Annotated in this window: 17 protein-coding genes; 6 read left to right on the plus strand and 11 right to left on the minus strand. The window is 72.1% G+C overall.

The genetic code is table 11. From position 1 onward, the window contains the following. Positions 1 to 22: 22 nt before the first annotated feature. Positions 23 to 1,456 carry a hypothetical protein gene (locus tag AN478_RS11320; RefSeq protein ID WP_054966708.1) on the minus strand — a complete coding sequence of 478 codons (1,434 nt, stop codon included), beginning with the start codon at positions 1,454 to 1,456 and terminating at the stop codon, positions 23 to 25. Between the two features lie 233 nt (positions 1,457 to 1,689). Here AN478_RS11320 and AN478_RS11325 point away from each other — a divergent pair, with 233 nt between their 5' ends. The 4 genes from AN478_RS11325 (at position 1,690) to AN478_RS11340 (ending at position 5,571) form a co-directional block, all read left to right on the plus strand. After that, positions 1,690 to 2,088: a hypothetical protein gene (locus tag AN478_RS11325; protein ID WP_054966709.1), complete on the plus strand. Its 399-nt coding sequence runs from the start codon at positions 1,690 to 1,692 to the stop codon at positions 2,086 to 2,088. Positions 2,089 to 2,124: 36 nt separating this feature from the next. Next, on the plus strand, positions 2,125 to 2,499 hold the full coding sequence (locus tag AN478_RS11330; RefSeq protein WP_054966710.1) for a hypothetical protein: 375 nt from the start codon (positions 2,125 to 2,127) through the stop codon (positions 2,497 to 2,499). A gap of 274 nt (positions 2,500 to 2,773) precedes the next feature. Further along, entirely contained in the window at positions 2,774 to 4,375 is a 1,602-nt protein-coding gene (locus AN478_RS11335; protein ID WP_054966711.1) for a R3H domain-containing nucleic acid-binding protein, read from the plus strand. 113 nt (positions 4,376 to 4,488) lie between these two features. After that, the gene (locus AN478_RS11340; protein WP_054966712.1) at positions 4,489 to 5,571 is read left to right on the plus strand and encodes a methyltransferase; all 1,083 of its coding nucleotides are present in this window, start codon (positions 4,489 to 4,491) and stop codon (positions 5,569 to 5,571) included. A 35-nt stretch (positions 5,572 to 5,606) separates the two neighbouring features. Here AN478_RS11340 and AN478_RS11345 read toward each other — a convergent pair whose 3' ends face one another. The 3 genes from AN478_RS11345 to AN478_RS11355 form a co-directional block, all read right to left on the minus strand. Continuing rightward, the gene (locus tag AN478_RS11345; RefSeq protein WP_054966713.1) at positions 5,607 to 6,119 is read right to left on the minus strand and encodes a hypothetical protein; all 513 of its coding nucleotides are present in this window, start codon (positions 6,117 to 6,119) and stop codon (positions 5,607 to 5,609) included. Further along, positions 6,094 to 6,999 (minus strand): RsmB/NOP family class I SAM-dependent RNA methyltransferase, encoded by a 906-nt coding sequence (locus AN478_RS11350; RefSeq protein ID WP_054966714.1) that lies wholly within the window; start codon positions 6,997 to 6,999, stop codon positions 6,094 to 6,096. Before AN478_RS11350 ends, AN478_RS11345 begins: the two co-directional genes overlap by 26 nt. 398 nt (positions 7,000 to 7,397) lie before the next feature. Next, positions 7,398 to 7,730, minus strand: a complete 333-nt coding sequence (locus tag AN478_RS11355; protein WP_399354422.1) for an antibiotic biosynthesis monooxygenase family protein — start codon at positions 7,728 to 7,730, stop codon at positions 7,398 to 7,400. Positions 7,731 to 7,805: 75 nt separating this feature from the next. On the opposite strand from AN478_RS11355, the gene AN478_RS11360 reads away from it, so the two are divergent. Further along, the gene (locus AN478_RS11360; RefSeq protein ID WP_054966716.1) at positions 7,806 to 8,309 is read left to right on the plus strand and encodes an Hsp20/alpha crystallin family protein; all 504 of its coding nucleotides are present in this window, start codon (positions 7,806 to 7,808) and stop codon (positions 8,307 to 8,309) included. Further along, complete coding sequence (locus AN478_RS11365; protein WP_143004062.1) at positions 8,309 to 8,653, plus strand: hypothetical protein; 345 nt, start codon at positions 8,309 to 8,311, stop codon at positions 8,651 to 8,653. Before AN478_RS11360 ends, AN478_RS11365 begins: the two co-directional genes overlap by 1 nt. 12 nt (positions 8,654 to 8,665) lie before the next feature. Here the strand turns inward: AN478_RS11365 and AN478_RS11370 are convergent, their stop codons facing one another. From AN478_RS11370 to AN478_RS11400, 7 genes are all read right to left on the minus strand, one after another. Next, a complete protein-coding gene (locus AN478_RS11370; protein WP_054966718.1) occupies positions 8,666 to 10,099 on the minus strand; it encodes a sensor domain-containing diguanylate cyclase in 1,434 nt (477 codons plus the stop codon). Between the two features lie 131 nt (positions 10,100 to 10,230). Beyond that, the gene (locus AN478_RS11375; protein ID WP_143004061.1) at positions 10,231 to 10,851 is read right to left on the minus strand and encodes a hypothetical protein; all 621 of its coding nucleotides are present in this window, start codon (positions 10,849 to 10,851) and stop codon (positions 10,231 to 10,233) included. A gap of 4 nt (positions 10,852 to 10,855) precedes the next feature. Then, positions 10,856 to 13,996, minus strand: a complete 3,141-nt coding sequence (locus AN478_RS11380; protein ID WP_054966720.1) for an efflux RND transporter permease subunit — start codon at positions 13,994 to 13,996, stop codon at positions 10,856 to 10,858. Then, on the minus strand, positions 13,993 to 15,270 hold the full coding sequence (locus tag AN478_RS11385; RefSeq protein WP_074471242.1) for an efflux RND transporter periplasmic adaptor subunit: 1,278 nt from the start codon (positions 15,268 to 15,270) through the stop codon (positions 13,993 to 13,995). Before AN478_RS11385 ends, AN478_RS11380 begins: the two co-directional genes overlap by 4 nt. 66 nt (positions 15,271 to 15,336) lie before the next feature. Beyond that, entirely contained in the window at positions 15,337 to 16,461 is a 1,125-nt protein-coding gene (locus tag AN478_RS11390) for an ABC transporter ATP-binding protein (RefSeq protein WP_054966722.1), read from the minus strand. A 5-nt stretch (positions 16,462 to 16,466) separates the two neighbouring features. After that, entirely contained in the window at positions 16,467 to 17,363 is an 897-nt protein-coding gene (locus AN478_RS11395) for a fumarylacetoacetate hydrolase family protein (RefSeq protein WP_054966723.1), read from the minus strand. Positions 17,364 to 17,492: 129 nt separating this feature from the next. Next, positions 17,493 to 18,221, minus strand: coding sequence for a class I SAM-dependent methyltransferase (locus tag AN478_RS11400; RefSeq protein WP_054966724.1), 729 nt, complete (start codon positions 18,219 to 18,221; stop codon positions 17,493 to 17,495). Positions 18,222 to 18,432 lie beyond the last annotated feature (211 nt).

Raw genomic sequence — 18,432 nt, forward strand, 5'->3', positions numbered from 1 at the left:
CGCGGCGGCCGTTAGCAGGCCGCTAGACGGGCCACTCGTGGACGGGCGCGCCGCTGTCCTGGTGGGTGCGGTAGGCGGCTACCAGGGCCGGGAAGTCCCGACCGTGGGCCTCGGTATAGGCGATCTGCCAGGCGGCGCCGGTGCGCCGCCGGCGCACCCGCTCGCTCAAGATCCCCAGGTAGCGGTCGATGTCCGCCCCGGTGCAGCCCAGCTCCTCCAGGCCCTCCCGGGCCCGGGGCAGGAGGTGCTCCCGTAGCAGCTCGCCCAGGGGGCGCCGCTTGCCGTCCAGCCAGGTCAGGTTGGCCCGCAGGCCGTGCTTGGCGGCGGAATAGAAGTTCTCCCGCGCCGTGGCGAACTCCAGGATGTCCTCCGGCGGCGCGGGCCGCTCCGCCAGATGGCGGATGAGCCCGTAGAACAGGGCGGCGTTGGCCACGGTGTCGGGCACGCTGGGCCCGGCGGCCACCACCCGGTGCTCCAGGCGCAGATGCGGGGCGCCGTCCGGATCGAAGCCGAGCAGCGGCCGCACCCAACGCCAGATGGTGCCGTTGTGCAGGCGCAGGTGCGCCAGGTGCGCCGCGGGCTCCTCCAGGTCCACCGGCAGCATGACCGGGAAGTGGGCCCGGTTCTCCTCGAACAGCTCCAGCAGCGAGCGCCGCACGTAGCCGCTGCCGAAGGAGACCCGCTTCACCGGCCCGAAGGCGGCGCCGCCGAAGCCCCCCGCGGCCACCGCCTGCTCGAACAGTGGAATGCGCGTCTCCCGCCACAGCCGCTTGCCGAACAGGAAGGGCGCGTTGGCGGTGGCCCCCACCAGCGGGCCCGCGAGCACCAGGGCCGCGTTGTAGTAGCGGGCGGCCCGCTCGGGATCCAGCTGCAGGTGGAGCTGGAAGGAGGTGGTGGCCGCCTCGAGCATCACGTCGCGGTGCTCGGTGTGCAGGAACTCGGCCCCCTGGATGTCCAGCACCAGGGGGCGGCCCCGGCGCAGGCGCATGACCTGCTCGTTCAGGGCCCGGTAGCGCTCCTGCCCCGACATGTTGGCCACGCCGAGCATGGCGTCGGTCACCGTGGGCAGGATGCCGATCATCACCGGGGCGGTGTCCAGCGCGGCGGCCACTTCCCGGCAGCGGGCCCAGTGGGCCGCCAGCTCCGCCTCCATGCGCCCCAGCGCGTCCCCGGTGAGGGGGCGGGGGTCGGCCCCAAGCTCGAAGTTGAAGCGGGCCAGCTCCGGGCTCGCCGCCTCCAGGCCCACGCGCGCCAGGAAGGCCTCGTTGATCGGAGCCGGGGCCTGCTCGCCGTCCACCAGCCAGGCCTCCAGCTCATAGCCCCCCATGGGCCCGCGCCGGGAAAGGCCGCCCGTCCGGAACAGCTCCCTGAGCCGCTCCGTCTCCTCGTCCAAGCGCCGGGCGAACCGGTCGAAATCCCGCTGGCCGAATCGGCCGCCCTTGATCTCGCGCCCCATGGCCGGCCTTTTCCCGGATGGGAAGTGGGCGACCAGTATACATTCTTCAGGCTCCCGCGTGTCTTCGGGCCGCAACTACGGATTTTTCCCCATGGAGATTTCCAAACCCCTAAGGGGATGAGAAAAACCGGCTTCCATGGTCTAAATGGGAAAGAGGCGATGCGTCCCGGGTGCTCCTCCCGGGCGCGTAATCCTATGGAAAAGAACGAGATCGCTGCCTGAGGAGGCACAGCATGTACGACGTCCGCGCCATCCGGTCCATGTATCCGCACCCCATGCCGGCACGCTGTCTCCATCTCACGGAGCGCGGCTACTGCGTCGGCGGGGCCCTCCAGTGCTATGTAGATCGCAAGGAGGTGCCCTTCGGCGGCGCCTTCCCCAGCCCGCACACCCTGAGCGCGGTGCTGCGGCGCGCCAACCCGCGCCTGAACCGCTTCGAGGCCCGCACGCTGGCCGGCCAGATCACCTCGGCCAACGACACCGGGGAGTTCGAGCGGGCCTGGGAGCGGGCGCGGGAAGCGCTGGCGCTGCACTACGAGGAGGGGCTGCCCGAGGCGGCCCAGAAGCTCCGTCCGCGCGACGGGAAGCCCGCCGGCCCGCCGGTGGTCGACGCGCCCCACGCTTCCAGCTAGGGTGCCTTCCGGGATCCGATCCCGGTGGAAGGTGTGATGCTGTGGCGAACCATCCGCGCCTACTTCCTGCCTTCGGCCCACCCCGGTCTGGAGCCGGTGAAGGACCGCCGCGGCGAGGAGTTCCGCCCCAAGCGGGATGAGTACGGCGAGCGGGTCGAGGACCAGGAGCTGGAGGTCTGGGACAGCCACCAGGCGGACCGCCGGCGGGAGCGCAACCGCGCGCTGGTGCGGCCCTACATGGGGCTGTACATCCGCCGGTGGGCGGTGCTGGGCGGCCTCCTGTGGGCCGCCAGCGAGCTGGTGGGATGGGCCGGGCTGCCGCTGGGGTCCTGGATGGTCTTCTCCGGGGCGGTGGTGGCCTTCCTGATGGTGATCATGCTGCTCCTGCTGCGCCAGGAGATGGGCTCCTAGCCGGGCCCCCTCCGGGACTCCGCCCCGGCGGGGAGGGCCCAAGTGCGGGACGCGCCCATGCCCAACCTTCTCTTGCCTCGTGGCTCAATTGCGCCGCTGCCCCTCCGCGCTGTCTGAAAGCTGCACGTCCGGCCGTTTGCCGGCTAAAGGAGCACGCTTTCAAGGCCCTATAGCCGCCCCCTGGCTGGGATCCGGCCCGGGGGCCTCCCCGCCGGGAACCCCGGGCTTCCGCACTGATCTATAAGGAAAACCCTCCTTTCCCGCAGCTTCCAGGATGGCCGTGAACGATCAATCCCCCGTTCATACCGACGACCTGCAGCTCCTCCTCGCCACCCTGCCCCACCCCCTTCGGGAACGCATGGAAGACCTGCCCCATGCCGACCTGGTGGAGGTGGTACTGGACGTGGGCCGGCCCGCCCAGGCCCGCTACCCCGATCGCGCCGTGGATCTGACCTCCGGGGCGGTGACCCGGGAGCACATCGACCGGGTGGTGGCCTCCGTGGGCGAGTTCAGCGCCGACAACCGTGCCGGCATCGAGGGCACCCTGCACCGCATCTCCGCCATCCGGAACCGGCAGGGGCGCATCATCGGCCTGACCCTGCGGGCCGGGCGCGCCGTGTACGGCACCGTGGAGCCCATCCGCGACCTAGTGGAGTCGGGCAAGGGGGTGCTGCTGCTGGGCCGGCCCGGCGTGGGCAAGACCACCATGCTGCGCGAGGTGGCGCGCATCCTCGCCGACGACCTGAACAAGCGGGTGGTGGTCATTGACACCTCCAACGAGATCGCCGGGGACGGCGACGTCCCCCACCCCGGCATCGGCCGGGCCCGGCGGATGCAGGTTCCCCACCCCGACCAGCAGCACGCGGTGATGATCGAGGCGGTGGAGAACCACATGCCGGAGGTAATCGTCATCGACGAGATCGGCACCCGCGAGGAGGCCACCGCCGCCCGTACCATCGCCGAGCGCGGCGTGCAGCTCATCGGCACCGCCCACGGCAACACCCTGGAGAACCTGGTGGCCAACCCCACCCTCGCCGACCTGGTGGGCGGGGTGAAGACGGTCACCCTGGGCGACGAGGAGGCCCGCTTCCGCGGCACCCAGAAGACGGTCACCGAGCGCCGCGGTCCGCCCACCTTCGAGTCCGTGGTGGAGCTGCCCAGCCGCCACGAGATGCTCGTCCACCCCGACACCGCCCGCTCCGTGGACGAGTTGCTGCGCGGCGTGCACCCCCGGCCCCAGCGCCGTACCGCGGCGCCCCACGGCCAGCCGGCCGAGGAGGAGCAAGCCCCGCCGTTCGCCCCCGGCCCATCCGCCGAGGTCCCGGAAAGCAAGGAGGCCTCCGCGGCTCCGGAGCCCCCCGGGCCCCGCGCGGCGGCCCCGGCGCGGGAGCCCGCCCCGGGACCGCTCGGCGCGGACGGCCCCGTGCGCATCTACCCTTACGCCCTGTCCCGGGACCACGTGGAGCGGGTGATCCGCGACCTGCGTCTGGACGCGCGCACCGTGGACCGCCCGGAGCGGGCCAACCTGGTGATCGCCCGCCGCGCGCGGGCCGAGGACCCCAGGCTGCAGCGGGTGCTCGACGCCACCGGGGCACCGCTGCACGTGGTCAAGAAGAACACCACCGCGCAGATCCGGCGCCTGCTGGAGAAGGTCTTCACCGTCCTGCACGGCCTGGAGGACGAGGAGGTCAGCGACGCGGTGCGCGAGGCCGAGGACGCCGCCTGGCGGGTCCTAACCGAGGGCGAGCCCATCGAGCTGGCCCCCCATTCCGGCAAGGTGCGCCAGGTACAGCACGAGGTGGCGGTCCGGTACCATCTGGTGGCCGAGAGCGTGGGCAGCGAGCCGCTGCGCCACCTGGTCATCCACCCCGCCTAGGGCCGCGAATCCGACAGCAAGGGGGCTGTGGGAGCGGTCCATGACCGCGACCGACCACCCATTCGCGGAGCGTTCCCCGTCAACCCGCTCCAGCCCGGAGGCCCATTCCACCCGTGTCCCCTACCAAGCCGCCCCTGACCGAGCTGGCCTTCACCACCAACCCCGGCCTGGAGGAGCTGGCCTGCGCCGAATTCGGCGAGCGCCTGGCGGAGCACGGCCTGGATCCCGCCGCCCTGGAGCACCTGCCCTCCGGGTTCACCGGCTGGGCGCGGGTGCGCCACCCGGCCCCGCTGGAACGGCTCCTGGAGCCGGCCCGCGCCATGCGCTCCATCCACCACATCCTGCGCCCGGTGGCCACCTTCGAGCTCCCCGAGGAGGCGCCCCTGGAGGCCCTGGAGGCCCAACTGCGCGCGCTGCCCCTGCCCGAGCTGGAAGAGGCGCCCCCCTTCCGGGTCACCAGCCAGCGGACGGGCACGCACCCCTTCACCAGCCACGACCTGCAGCGGGAGGCAGGGGCGGTGCTGGTGGAGCGCTTCGGCGCGCCGGTGGACCTGGAGGGCTTCGCCGTCAACGTGCGGGTGGATGTGAACGGGTCGCAATGCGCGGTGGCCATGCAGCTGACCCGCCGGGCCCTGTCCAACCGCTACGAGCGGGCGGGCAATCCCCGGGTGGCGTTGCGGGCCAACGTGGCCTACGCCTGCCTGCGCCTGGCCCGCCTGGAAGAGGCGAACGGGCGCCTGCTGGATCCCTTCTGCGGCTCGGGCACCGTGCTCATCGAGGCGGGGCACCTGCTGCCCGGCTGGGAGCTGCACGGCAGCGACTGGAGCGCCCGCGCGGTGGACGGGGCCCGGGAGAACCTGACCCGCCTGGGGCTGGAGGAGCGGGCCCACCTGGAGCAGGCCGACGCCCGCCACCTGGCCGAGCGCTACCCCGCGGGGTTCTTCGACGCCATCGTCACCAACCCGCCCTACGGCATGCGCATCGGCCGGGGCATCCAGTTCCTCCCCTTCTACCTGGATCTGCTCCGCCAGGCCGGCGCCGTGCTGCGGCCGGGCGGGCGGCTGGTGGTGCTGGTGCACCAGCGCCCGGCCTTCAATGACGCGCTGCGCCAGCTTGGCGGCTTCCGCATCCGCCACGTGCAGGTGGTGGAGACCTCCAACCTGTATCCGGGGGTGTTCGTGCTGGAGCGGTTATAGGGGGAAAAGGCCGGGAGGACGCTCCTACGGGGCAGCTACGGGGCCTCACCCACCTCCGCCAGCTCCGTGCGGGGCATGAGCTGGTTGGGCCAGCCCTTCGGGGTATCCAGGATCAGGCGGCCCTTGCGCACCCAGCCGCGCCCGAGCACGGTCCGCGGCGAGCGGACGATGTAGGGGCCGCCCTTGTCGTCCAGGGGGGCGTGCTCGATCTGGTGGTTGTACATGAGCCGCAGGCCGGTATCCCAGTCCACGTCCACCACGTTGCGGGTGGCCGGGGCGCCGAAGCGGCGCAGGAAGGCGCTGGTGGGGAAGCCGCGCGGTGGGGGCTGGCGCATGAGGCACAGGCCCACCCAGTCCACCTTCACCTCCACCGGCGGGGCGCAGTCCTCGTGGACGATCCACACAGGCTTCTCCCGCTTGTCGCCGGCCCGCCACCACAGGCGATGACGGGCGAACAGGTCCCGCTCCAGGCCGAAGCGGTCCTCCAGGTAGCGCCAGATCTCCCCGGGGTCCGGATAGGGCTCAAAGGCGGCGGAGTCGCGCGACAAAGAAGCCTCCCGTGTCGTTCAGATGGGGCCAGAAGCGGATGGCGTTGGCCACGTCGGGGCGGAAGCGCTGCCCCTCCCACTCGGTGACGCCCGGGGCCACGTGCACTCCCTCCGGGACCTGGATGGGCTCGATGGCCGCCTTCTCGGGGTAGATGCCGTCCAGCACCGCCTCGTTCTCCTCCGGGGCGTAGGTGCAGGTGGCGTAGACCACGGTGCCCCCCGGGCGCACCAGCTCCACGGCGCGCCGCAGCAGGCTCTTCTGGATGGCCGCCAGCTTGTGGAAGTCGTCCTGGACGATGCGGGCGCGGTTGCCGCCGCCCGCCTTGCGGCTGGTGCCCTCCCCGGAGCACGGGGCGTCCACCAGCACGCGGTCGAAGCAGGCCTCGCCCGGGATGTGGGCGCCGTTGGCGTTGGCGGAGGCCGCGCAGGTGAGGCCCAGGCGGGTCACCACATCGTGGACCCCCTGCAGGCGGCCCCACTTGCGGTCGTTGGCCACCAACCGGCCCCGGTCGCCCATGCCCACCGCGGTGCGGGCGGCCTTGCTGCCCGGGGCGGCGCACATGTCCAGCACCTCCTCCCCCGGGCGGGCGTCCAGCGCCCACACCGGCCACAGGCTCACCTCCTCCTGGCTGTGGATGAGCCCCAGGGCGAACTCGGGCCACTTCCCGGGCCGCGAGGCGCCGGCGGGGATGCGCCAGGCGGCGTCGAACCAGGGGATGCGCTCCGCCTCCGGGCAGCGGTCGGGAAGCCAGTCCTCCACCTCCGCCGCGGAGGTGCGCACGGTGTTGGCCCACACCACCCGGTGCAGCGGCTCCTCGGCCGCCGCCAGGAAGGCGTCCAGGTCGTCGACGATGGGGGCGTAGCGGCGCAGGTGCTCCATGGGGCTCCGGCCTCCGGAAAAGCGCCATAACCTAGCCGAGACCGGCAGCGCAGGCAACCGGCAGCGGAAGAAAACGCCAAGGCACCAGGAAGCCAAGAAAAACGGCAGTAATAACCGGCAAGGACGCCAAGATCGCCAAGGAACGGCGAAAAGCGCATAGAAGAACCCGGTAGAAACAGGGTCTCCCCTTCCGGTGATACCCGCGAGGCGGTGGGAGTGGCTATCAGCCGCGACCGCCGAACCAAGAAACGGCGTCGCGGTCCCGGACCGCTCCCACGACGGCCCTTCCCCACCAGGGGATGCTTCAGGTTTCTTGTTTTGTACCGTTTCTTTCTTGGGGTGCTTGGCGTCCTTGGCGGTTCGCCGTCTTGGCTTCTTGGCGCTTTGATGTTGCCTGGTTACTTCGGCTCCTGAGAAAGGGCCACCTCGTGGATCTCCATCCGGTTGTCCCCGGCGAACATCTCCCGCGGCGGCGGGTCGGCGTGGGCGGCGCGGAAGTCCTCCGATTCCGTCCAGGCCCGGAAGGCCGCCATGGATTCCCAATAGGTCTTAACCACGTAGGGTCCGGACTCCACGGGGCGCAGGATCTCCATGCGCACGAAGCCCGGTTGCTGCTCCACCTGCCCGGCCCGGTTACGGAAACGCTCCTCGAAGGCCTCCTCCCAGCCCTCGGCCACGGGGATGCGGTTGGCCACCACGATCACGGTTCGCTCCTGTCGGTCGGTATCCAACACTGTGTTGATTTTCCCCTCCTCCGCCCCCATTTGAAACAGGGAAAAGGAGCGAGGCACGAGGGAGGATGCAACGTGAACGGACTGGACCAAGTACGCCGCGGCCTCGGCCGCGCCTGGGACTCCGTCCTGGAAGGCTGGAACCACCTGCGGGAGAACGCCGCGGGGGCCCTGACCCGGTTCGTGCCCTCCAAGGATACCGGAGAGGTGGAAACGGCGGAGGACCGCATCGCCCTGCGCAGCCCGCGGTGGGGCCTGCTGGCCGCCGACGTCCGCGAGGCCGAGGACGAGGTGGAGGTGCGGCTGGAGGCACCCGGCATGGAGGCCGGGGACTTCGACCTGCAGGTGGAGGACCGCTACCTGGTGGTCACCGGCGAGAAGCGAGTGGAGCGCGAGGACAAGCAGAGCCGGCACTACGTGCTGGAAACCGCCTACGGCCGCTTCGAGCGGGTCATTCCCCTGCCCGCTGAGGTGGAGGAGGACAAGGCCAAGGCCAAATACCGGCGCGGCGTCCTACGGGTGACCCTGCCCAAGTCCGAGCGGGCCAAGCGCCGGCGCATCGCCGTGGAGTCCGGCTGATCGGGGAGCCAAGCGCGCCCGGGAGCCCCGGCGAGGCGGAGCCCTGCGCCCTGTGCGGGCGCGCGGGGCCCCGCCTCACCGTGCATCATCTCATTCCCCGCGCCCTGCACCGGCGCAAGTGGGTGCGCCGGCGCTACGGCACCGAGGAGCCCAGGCACCGGGTCCTCCCCGTCTGCCGGCCCTGCCACAGCCACATCCACGCCGTGCTCTCCGAGCAGGAGCTGGCCCGGGACTACAACACCGCCGAGGCCCTGCTCCGCCACCCCGAGATCCAGCGCTTCACGGCCTGGATCGCCGACAAGCCCGCCGACTTCCGGCCGCGCTCCCGGCCCAAGAAGCGGTAGGACGGCGGCCGCTCAGGGGACCTCCTCCCGCTCCGCCCGCGCCACCTGATTGCGGCCCTGCTCCTTGGCCTGGTAGAGCGCCTGGTCCGTCCGCCGCAGCAGGCCGTCCTCCCCCTCGCCGGGACGGTACGCCGCCACCCCGAAGCTGCCGGTGACCGTCCCCTCGGGGATGGGGTAGGCGTGCTCCTCGATGGCCTGGCGGATGCGCTCGGCGAGCTCGAAGGCCCCGTGGCCGTCGGTCTCCGGGGCCAGGACCATGAACTCCTCGCCGCCCCAGCGGGCCAGGACGTCCACCTCCCGCAGGCGGGTGCCGGCCACCGCAACCACCTCCTGCAGCACCAGGTCGCCGCTCTCGTGGCCGTGGCTGTCGTTGATGCGCTTGAAGTGGTCCACGTCGAGCATGATCAGGGCCAGGGGCCGGCCGTAGCGCTCCGCCTTGCCCACCTCGCGGGCCAGATCCTGCTCGAACTGCATGCGGTTGGCCACGCCGGTTAGCAGGTCGGTGGTGGCCAGGCGGGTGAGCTCCTCCTCCAGGTGACGGCGGTGGCTGATGTCCAAGCCCATGCCGGCCAGGTAGCGCTCGCCGTCCAGCTCCACCCGGAAGCTGGTGAAGAAGTAGGGCCGGCGCGCCCCCGACTTGAGGACCAGATCCGCCTCCATGCTGGAGGAGCCCGTCTCGAAGGTCTCCCGGATTGCTCGGGCCACGTGGTCGCGATCCTCGCCCCGGAACAGCTCCAGGGGGTGCAGCTCCTCCAGCTCCTCCTCGCTGTAGCCGCTCACCTGCTCCAGGTTGCGGTTCCAGCGCCGGAAGCACCCCACCTGGTCCACTAGGTAGAAGATCCCCGGCAGGCTGTTGATCACCACGTTGGCGAAGCGGCTCTCGCGGTGGAGGGCGTCCTCCATGGCCCGCTGCAGGGAGCGGTCGTGAAGGAGGAGGATCGCTTGGCCGTCTGCCCCGGGGGCGCGGCCCACCGTCAGGCCCAGGGGGAGCGGATGGCCGTCGGCGTGGCGGCCGGTGACCTCTCGGGCCGGCTCCGCGTGGGCCTCGTCCGGGCCCGGCGCGGACAGGACATCGCGAAGGGGGTTGTCCCCCGCCTCCGCGAAGTCGGGGAGCAGCCGGGCCAGCGGCTCGCCCACCACCTGCTGGGCCCGGTAGCCGAAGAGCCGCTCGGCGGCGGGGTTGAAGGAGCGTATACGGCCTCCGGCGTCGACGCCCACCAGGGCCCCCGGGATGCGGTCGGCCAGGGACAGCACGCCCCCGGCGTCGTCGCGGGACCCGGCCGCCCGTCCCCGCTCGCGAAGGGCCCAGAGGACCGCGCCCAGGGCCACCCCCGCCAGCAGCGCCGCCCAGCCCCAGCCATCGGCGAGCCAGCCGGCGGGAAGCAGGCCGGTGCCCCAGGGCTCCGTCCCGCCCGGCGAGGGGGCCATGCGATCCAAGGCGTTCAACGGCGTGCTCTCCCCCTGACGGATGATGGCCGGGACGGGATGTCCGTTCCCCTTCCTGGCAATCTCCTACAGGGCGCGGCGGACAAACAACGTCCGCCGGCTCGCGGGGTCAAGTCACACGCCCAACCCCGTCAAAACCGCCGTCGCAGCCCCAGGGAGGGCACGTTGGAGCCGCCCTCGTCCGCCACCCAGCCGTAGGCCCCGGAGCGGTGGTGGAGGCGGGCGACGAGCGTCCAGGGCCCAAAGCCGGCCGGCCGCAGCGTCCCCTCGATGAACCAGTGCACCAGCACCCGCTCGGAGCCGTCGCCGTTGATCTCCTCCTCGAGGCGCGGGGTCCGGCTGGCCCAGGAGGGGCCGATGCCGAAGGCGGCGCCGGCCCGCCATCCCGGGCCCCCGTGGGCGCCCCGCCAGCGGAAGGTCAGGGCGGCGTTGATCTCCTCGTGGTCCTGCTCGCCGAAGTGCTTCACCAGCTGGACCTCCGTCTCCAGGGCCCAGCGCGGGTCGCGGTCCACCAGGCTCCAGCTCGGCGCCACCGCCAGCAGCCAGCCGTCCAGGTACTCGATGTTTCCGGGGCTGAGGAAGAAGTCCTCCCAGGGATTGACGCTGAAACGGCCTCCGTACACGGTCACCGCGTCCGGGGTCACGGCCGCAGCCGGGACGGGGCCGCCACCGGCGAGTACCGCCGCCAGCGCCCCGGCCGCCAGCGCCCTGCGTAGGCGCCCCGACCGCTTCCCCCCTTTCCCCCTTTTCATCGCCTCATACCTCACCTTCTTCGCGGCGCGCCCCCGCCAGGTCCTGCTGCATGGAGAGCATGGCCGGCACCAGCACCAGCACCAGCACGGTTGCGAAGGCCAGGCCGAAGGTGATGGAGGCGGCCATGGGGATCAGGAACTGCGCCTGGAGGCTGGTTTCGAACAGCAGCGGGGTCAAGCCCGCGATGGTGGTGAGGCTGGTGAGCACCATGGGCCGAAGGCGCCGGCAGGATGCATCCACCAGGGCCTCGCGCACGGGCATTCCCTGCTCCACCAGGTCGCGGAAGAAGCTCACCAGGATGATGGAGTTGTTCACCACAATCCCGGAGAGGCCGAACAGGCCGAACAGGGACAGCACGGTGAGGTCCAGACCCATGAGCCAGTGCCCCACCAAGGCCCCCACCAGGCCGAAGGGGATGGCGGCCATGACCACCAGGGGCCAGGCGTAGGAGGAGAACACCGCCGCCAGCACCAGGTAGATGAGCACCAGGGCGATGAGCAGGCCCCGCTGCATGTCCGCCAGGGTATCCGCCTGGTCCTCCGCCTGGCCCACGAACTCGTATTCGAGCCCGTACTCCCGTTCCAGGCCGGGCAGCACCCCCTCCTCCAGGGACGCCAGCACCCGGTTGGCGTTGGTCACGTCCCGGTCCACATCCCCCTGCACATGCACCGCCAGGCGGGCCTCGGCGTGGCGGATGGCCTCGAAGCCCCGCTCCGTCTCCAGCTCCACCACCGAATCCAGGGGCGCCATGCCGCCCTCGGGCAACCGGACGGGCAGCCAGCGCAGCGCCCCGGTGTCGTCCTGCACGGCGTCCGGCAGGCCCACCCGGACCTCCACCTCGTCCTGGCCGCGGTTGAAGATCTGGGTCAGGTGGCCGGCGTAGGCGGAGCGCAGCTGGCCGCCCACCGTTTCCTCGGTGAGCCCCAGGGCCCGGCCCTCGCTGGTCACCCGGTAGAGGAGCTGCTCGCGGCCGTGGGGCATGTCGTCCTCCACCGCCGAGACACCGGGATAGCCCTGCAGAGCGCCCGCCAGATCCTGGGCCGCCGCCTTGAGGCGCTCGGGGCCGGCGCCCGTGAGGCGGATATCGATGTCCCGGCCCGGCGGCCCGCCGGTGCGGGCCGTCAGGGTGAAGGATTCCATACCGGGGGGCCGCTCGATGCGCTCCCGCCAGCGGGCGATGAACCCGCTGGCCGTCACCGCGCGCGCCTCGGGGCTGACCAGCTCCACCACCATGGAGGCGAACTGGTCCCCGCTCTGGCCGCCCCCCGTCTCCTCCTCCCCGCTGGTGGTGCCGTGCCGGGCCACGGCCACGCGAAGGGGATCCCCCCGCACGGCCGCGTTGGTGGCCGCCAGGGTCTCCTCCAGGTGCTCCAGGAAGGCGTCCACCTCGGCCCGCGGCGTTCCCGCCACGAACTTGGCGTTGGCCTGGATCACATTGCCCTCGGGGGTGGGGAAGAAGGAGAAGGGCAGCCGCCCCCCGGCCAGCAGCCCCACGGCCACCACCAGCACGGCCACCCCACCCGCTATGGTGGTTCCCCGCGACACCACCGCCCACTCCAGGGTGCGGCGGAAGGGGCCGTCGCGGAAGCGGTTGAAGGCCCCCTCGAAGCGGCTGCGGAAGCCGTGGCCGTCGCGCTCGCGGTCCATGCCCTCCAGCCCGCCGCCCAGGTGGCGGGGCAGCACCAGGAAGGCCTCCAGCAGCGAGGCGGCGATAACGCACACCACCACCACGGGGATATCGAACAGGATCATGCCGATGGTCCCGCCCACCAGCATCAGGGGCAGGAAGGCGGCCACGGTGGTCAGGCTCGACGACAGCACCGGCGGCCACATGCGCCGTGCGGCGTTGACGGGGGCCTCCATGGGCCCCTCCCCGGTGCCCTGGTACCGGTGGAGAGCCTCCTCCCCCACCACGATGGCGTCGTCGACGATGATGCCCAGGGTCATGATGAGGGCAAACAGGGAGATCATGTTCACCGAGCCGCCCAGGCCGTGGAGGATGGCCAGGGCCGCCAGGAAGGACACGGGGATGCCCAGTGCCACCCAAACCGCCACCCGGCCGCGCAGGAACAGGAACAGGGTGGCGAGCACCAGGAGCAGGCCGCCGACGCCGTTCTTCACCAGGAGCATGATGCGCTCCTGGAGCAGGCTCCAGGCCTCGTCGTAGGTCTCCATCCCCACGCCCGGCGGGAGGTTGGGCTCCACCTCCTCCACCCAGCGGTTGAGAATGCGCGCCGACTCCAGGGTGTCCCCGGTCTGGCTGCGCTTGAGCTCCAGCTCCACCGCCGGGTGGCCCTGGTGGGTCAGGCGCACCTCGCCCTCCTGGTCCTGCAGCTCCACCTCGGCCATGTCGCCCAGGGGCACCCGCCCGCTCTCCGTCCCCGAGCGCACCTCGATGTCCTCGAAGGCCACGGCCCGCCGCCGCTGGGTCTCGCTGCGCAGCTGCCGGCCCGCCACCGCGTCGCCGATCTCCCCGGCGGGCAGGTCCACGCTCTGGGCCGCCACCCGCTCCGCCACCTCCTCCAGGGAGAGGTCCATGGCGTGCAGGTTCGCCGGCGGCACCTGGATGGCCACCTTCTGCTCCGGCAGGCCGTTGATGTCCACCTTGGCGATGCCGCGGTCGAGGAGCTGGTCGCGCAGGTCCTGGGCCAGCTCGCGCAGCTCGGCGCGGCCCTGGGGGGTATCGGGGCCGTCCTCGGCGTAGAGGAGCACGGTGGCCACGGGGTCGAACGGGGTGACGCGGAGGACCTCGGGCTCCTCGGCCTCCTCGGGGAGGTTGCGCACCTGCCCCACGCGGGACTTGGCCTCCTCCAGGGCCTCCCCCATGTCCGCGTCCTCGCGGTACTCCAGGGTGATGGTGGAGCTACCCTCCGTGGAGGTGGAGGTGATCTTGTCCAGGTGGTCGAGGTTGCGGAGCTCCTGCTCCAGGGGGCGGGTGACGGCCTCCTCCATGTCGGAGGCCGCCGCGCCCTCCCAGACCACGGTCACCGTGATGCGGCCCAGGTCGAAGTTGGGGAAGAACTGGGTGTTAATCTGGCTCAGGGCGTAGACGCCGGTGAGCACCATGAGCGCCATGAGCAGGTGGCCCGCCACGCGGTTGCGGGCGAAGCGGGCGATGAAGCCCTGGCCGTCCTCCCTTGTCACGGCGTCCCCGCCCCCGCCTCGCCGTCCTCGCGGACCCGCACCTTCAGGCCGTCCCGGGCCCGGGGCAGCTGGGTGGTCACCACCCGGTCACCGTCGCGCAGTTCCGGGGAGCGGACCAGGGCCAGGCTGGGGCCGTCGGCCACCGCGTGCTGGCCCGCCCGCTCCACCTCCAGGCGCACCATGCGTCCCTCCCGCACCACGAACATGCGGTCGTGGTCGTACAGCGCCGAGTAGGGCACGGCCACCAGGCCCGGCCGCTCCGGCATCTCCACCGTCACCTCGGCGAAACGGTCCAGGGCGAGGTCCGCCGGGGCCTCCTCCCGGATCCGGAACAGGGCCTCCACCCCGCCGGAATCCTGCGGGCTGCGCCCGCCCAGGCGGTCCAGCTCCGCCTCCAGCTCGCGGCCGTCCACCCGCACCGTGGCGGTGATCGTGCGCTCCGCCTCCAGGGCCCGCACCACGGCCTCCACCCGGGTGGCGGGGATGGTGGCCCGCACTTCCAGGGCGTCGGTGTCGTACAGGCCCACCAGCTCGTCCCCCGCCCGCACCCGGTCGCCGGGGGCCACCTCCACGGAGGTGATGCGCCCCCGGAAGGGCGCCTCCACCCGGGTGCGCTCCAGATCCCGCTCGGCCTGGGCCACCTGGGCCGCGGCGCGCTGGCGCTGGGCCTCCAGGCCCTCCAGGCGGGCGTCGAAGCTCTCCACCTGCAGCCGCTGACGGATCAGCTCCAGCCGGGCCCGGCGCCGCGCCTCCCGCGCGGTGTCCAGCTCCGCCCGGGAGCCCATGTCGCGCCCCGCCAGCTCCTCGGCGCGGTCCACCGCGCGGCCGGCCAGTTCCACCAGGGCTTGCTGCTGCTCCAGGGACTCCTGGTCGGCCCGGTGCTGGGCCCTGGCCTCCTCGATGGTGGCCTCGATCTCCGTGAGGTCGGCGCGCCGCTGCGCCAGGTCGTCCTCGATGTCCCCGCTGTCCAGCCGCACCAGGAGGTCCCCCTCCGCCACCACCCGCCCCTCGCGAACGGGCACCGCCTCCACGTCGCCCTCCACCGCGGCGGTGCGGGTGGAATGGCGTGGGGACTCCAGGCGTCCGTACAGGGAGAGGGTGGGGGCGCGCGGCCCGGGGGAGACCGTCCGGACGTCCACCACCCAGGCGGGCTCCCCCTCCTCCTTGGCCGGGGGCTCAGGGCGGGTCACCACCAGCACCCAGAACAGGCCCGCGCCGATCAGCAGGATCAGCAGGGGCGGCAGATAGGGACGCATCCGGTGCAGTGCTTCCATGCAGGGACCAATCTCGCGATGCGGGGACAAGCGGGGCCCGCTGTCCCGGAGCCCGGACGCCGGCGCTCAGTCCAGGCGGGCGCCGTCCGGGGCGAAGAAATGCAGAGCGCCGGGGTCCAGGGCCAGGTCCGCCACCTCCCCGGGCTGCGGCGCCCCCTTCTCCAGCCGGGCCACCAGCGGGGGCGCGGTGTCGGGGGACTCCGGATCCACCGTGGACACGGGCGGCTCCAGGTACAACAGGATCTCATGCCCGAGAAATTCGCGCATGCGCACGGGCAGGCGCAGCCGTTCCCCGCCTTCCACGCCCCCCGGCACCACGAAACCCTCTGGACGCACGCCGAGGAGCACCTCCTGGGGCCCGCCCCCGGCCAGCGCCGCCGGCACCACCTCCACCGGAAGGGTCACCTCCTGCGCCCCCAGCTCCGCGCGCCAGCCCCCCGCTTCCGGGTGGATCCGGGTCCGCAGCAGGTTCATGCCCGGGCTGCCCAGGAAGGCGGCCACGAAGGCGTTGGACGGGGCCGCGTACAACCGGTCCGGGGCGTCCATCTGCTGCACGACGCCGTCGCGCAGCACCGCCACCCGGTGGCCCAGGGTCATGGCCTCCGCCTGGTCGTGGGTGACGTAGATGGTGGTGGCGCCCAGACGCCGCTGCAGGGCAGCGATCTCGGCGCGGATACGCACGCGCAGCTTGGCGTCCAGGTTGGACAGCGGCTCGTCCATGAGGAACACGGCGGGCTCCCGCACCAGGGCGCGGCCCATGGCCGCCCGCTGGCGCTGGCCGCCGGACAGGGCCTTCGGCCGGCGCTCCAGCAGCTCCGTAATGCCCAGCAGCCGGGCGGCCTCCTCGGCGCGGCGGCGGCGCTCCGCCCGCCCCAGGCCCCGCATGCGCAGCGGAAATTCCAGGTTGCCACGCACGGTCATGTGCGGATACAGGGCGTAGTTCTGGAACACCATGGCCACGTCCCGTTCCCCGGGGCCCGTGTCGTTCACCGGCCGGTCGCCGATGCGCACGGTGCCGCCGGTGGCCGCCTCCAGGCCCGCGATCAGGCGCAGGACCGTGGACTTTCCGCAGCCGGAGGGCCCCACCAGCACCACCAGCTCGCCGTCCGCGACCTCCAGGGACAGGTCGCGGACCGCGGCGGTGCCGTCGGGGAAGGTTTTCGCCACCCTCTCCAGGGCCACGGCGGCCACGGGCCCTACTCCACGGGGTTGCGCAGGGTGCCGATGCCGCTCACGTGCACCTCCACCCGGTCGCCGGAGCGCAGGTAGCGCGGCGGGTCGAAGCCCGCCCCCACGCCCTCCGGGGTGCCGGTGGCGATGATGTCCCCGGGCTGCAGGGTCATGCCCGCGGACAACGTCTCGATCAGCGTGGGGATATCGAAGATCAGGTCGTCCAGACGGCCCGCCTGGCGGCGCTCGCCGTTGACGTGAGTGGTCACCTCCACCGTGTCCAGCTCGGAGAGCTCATCGGCGGTCACCAGCAGGGGGCCCATGGGGCAGAAGCCGTCCAGGCTCTTGCCCAGGAACCACTGGGTGTGGCGCTTCTGCAGGGTGCGCGAGGTGACGTCGTTGACGATGGTGTAGCCGAAGACGTGGTCGAAGGCCTCCGCGGCAGGGATGCCGCGGCCGCCGCGACCGATGACCACCGCTAGCTCGCCCTCGTAGTCGACGGACTCGGTGGGATCCAGGTGGGCGGGGATGGGCTGGCCGGGGCCGGAGACGGCGGTGGGGGCCTTGGTGAAGAAGATGGGGTATTCGGGCAAGTCGCCGCTCACCCCGCTTGCCGAGCCCGCGGTGCCGGAGAACTCCCCGGCGTGGGCGGCGTAGTTCTTGCCCACGCAGACGACGTTGCGCGTTGGCTGCGGCAGGGGCGCCAGGACGCTGACCTCCTCCAGGGCCGGCCGAGCCTCCGCCGGCGCCTGCTCGGCGGCCTCCAGCGCCGCGTTCAGTGAGGCCTCGCCGCCGGCGACGAAATCGGCCATGTCCCGCGGCAGCCGCGGCTCCACCGCCTGGAGGTCCACCACCCGCCCCGCCTCCAGCTCCACGAGGCCGATGCGGGTGCTGCCCTCCCGCTGGAATGAGATCAGGCGCATGCGCCACCTTTCCTGGGTTGGCTGGTCCTCCCCCGATTGTACACACGCAGGCGGGCCTGGCCCTCAAGGCCGTCGGGACACACCGGACACGGCGACAACGCGGGGGCGGACGCGGGAGGGCGGCCCGGGCTATGCGGGGCTGCGCAGCAGGTCCACGCGGATGGGCATCTCAAATTTGGCGCCGTCCGGGCCCATGTAGCCCTCGAAGGTCTCGCGTACCTGCTCGTAGAGCTCCGGGCTCAGGTTGTGCTCGGTGTGGGTGACGCCGAGCACCTTGTCCTCGAAGTCGGCGAAATCGTCGAAGTCGTTGCGGGTGTTGAAGAAGCGCTGCTCGACCAGCTCCAGCACGCCACCGTCCACGGCCCGCTGCACGGCCTCGAAGGCCTTGCGCCGCACCTCGCCCTCGTCGTGGAACAGGCGCAGCACCTCGTTGAAGTCGCCGGCGTAGACCGGCTCGGAGATGTAGGCCACCCCGCCCGGGCGCAGCACCCGGCGGATCTCCTGCATGGCCTGATCCATGGACTCCACGGGCACGTGGTGCAGGGACTTGAACATCAGCACCACGTCGGCGCTGTCGTCCTCAGCCGGGATGGCCTCGGCCCCGGCGCGGGCGAAGGTCACCGTGTCCGGGACGTCCGTGGCCTCCAGATTCTTGCCGTGCTGGATCTCGTCCACCTCGCAGGCCAGGACCGAGGCCGGGCGGCCGGTGCCGGCGATGGCGCGGGTGTGGGCGGCCGCGCCGCAGCCCAGCTCGATGACCCGGGCGCCGTCCAGGGGCAGCAGCTCGGAGTAAACGTCGGCCTCTTCCACCACCTCGGTCACCGAGGGGTCCTGGATCTTCATATTCGCTGCGCTCATGGGTGGTTATCTCTCCCTGCCGGAATTAATTAGCCAAAACTAATACAGTAACGCATGCCCGCAGTTGGGCCCAACTTGCGGCGGCCTCCCCTATCTTCTTGGGCAGCCAACCTGACCTGACTCTCCCCGCCTGCGTGAATCATGCTCGGGAGAAGGCGTAGCGTGGGGAGCAGGGCTTGCGCCCTTGCGCTTGGCCAGCCCAGTCCCCTTC

This window comes from Thiohalorhabdus denitrificans (genome assembly GCF_001399755.1).
Taxonomy (GTDB): domain Bacteria; phylum Pseudomonadota; class Gammaproteobacteria; order Thiohalorhabdales; family Thiohalorhabdaceae; genus Thiohalorhabdus; species Thiohalorhabdus denitrificans.

Excerpts from the sequence above, each read along its gene's own strand:
- AN478_RS11395 (WP_054966723.1), bottom strand. The coding sequence starts at position 17,363 with ATGCGCCTGATCTCATTCCAGCGGGAGGGCAGCACCCGCATCGGCCTC.
- AN478_RS11325 (WP_054966709.1), top strand. The coding sequence starts at position 1,690 with ATGTACGACGTCCGCGCCATCCGGTCCATGTATCCGCACCCCATGCCG.
- AN478_RS11375 (WP_143004061.1), bottom strand. The coding sequence starts at position 10,851 with ATGAAAAGGGGGAAAGGGGGGAAGCGGTCGGGGCGCCTACGCAGGGCG.
- AN478_RS11400 (WP_054966724.1), bottom strand. The coding sequence starts at position 18,221 with ATGAGCGCAGCGAATATGAAGATCCAGGACCCCTCGGTGACCGAGGTG.
- AN478_RS11320 (WP_054966708.1), bottom strand. The coding sequence starts at position 1,456 with ATGGGGCGCGAGATCAAGGGCGGCCGATTCGGCCAGCGGGATTTCGAC.
- AN478_RS11385 (WP_074471242.1), bottom strand. The coding sequence starts at position 15,270 with ATGGAAGCACTGCACCGGATGCGTCCCTATCTGCCGCCCCTGCTGATC.
- AN478_RS11350 (WP_054966714.1), bottom strand. The coding sequence starts at position 6,999 with ATGGAGCACCTGCGCCGCTACGCCCCCATCGTCGACGACCTGGACGCC.
- AN478_RS11330 (WP_054966710.1), top strand. The coding sequence starts at position 2,125 with ATGCTGTGGCGAACCATCCGCGCCTACTTCCTGCCTTCGGCCCACCCC.
- AN478_RS11335 (WP_054966711.1), top strand. The coding sequence starts at position 2,774 with ATGGCCGTGAACGATCAATCCCCCGTTCATACCGACGACCTGCAGCTC.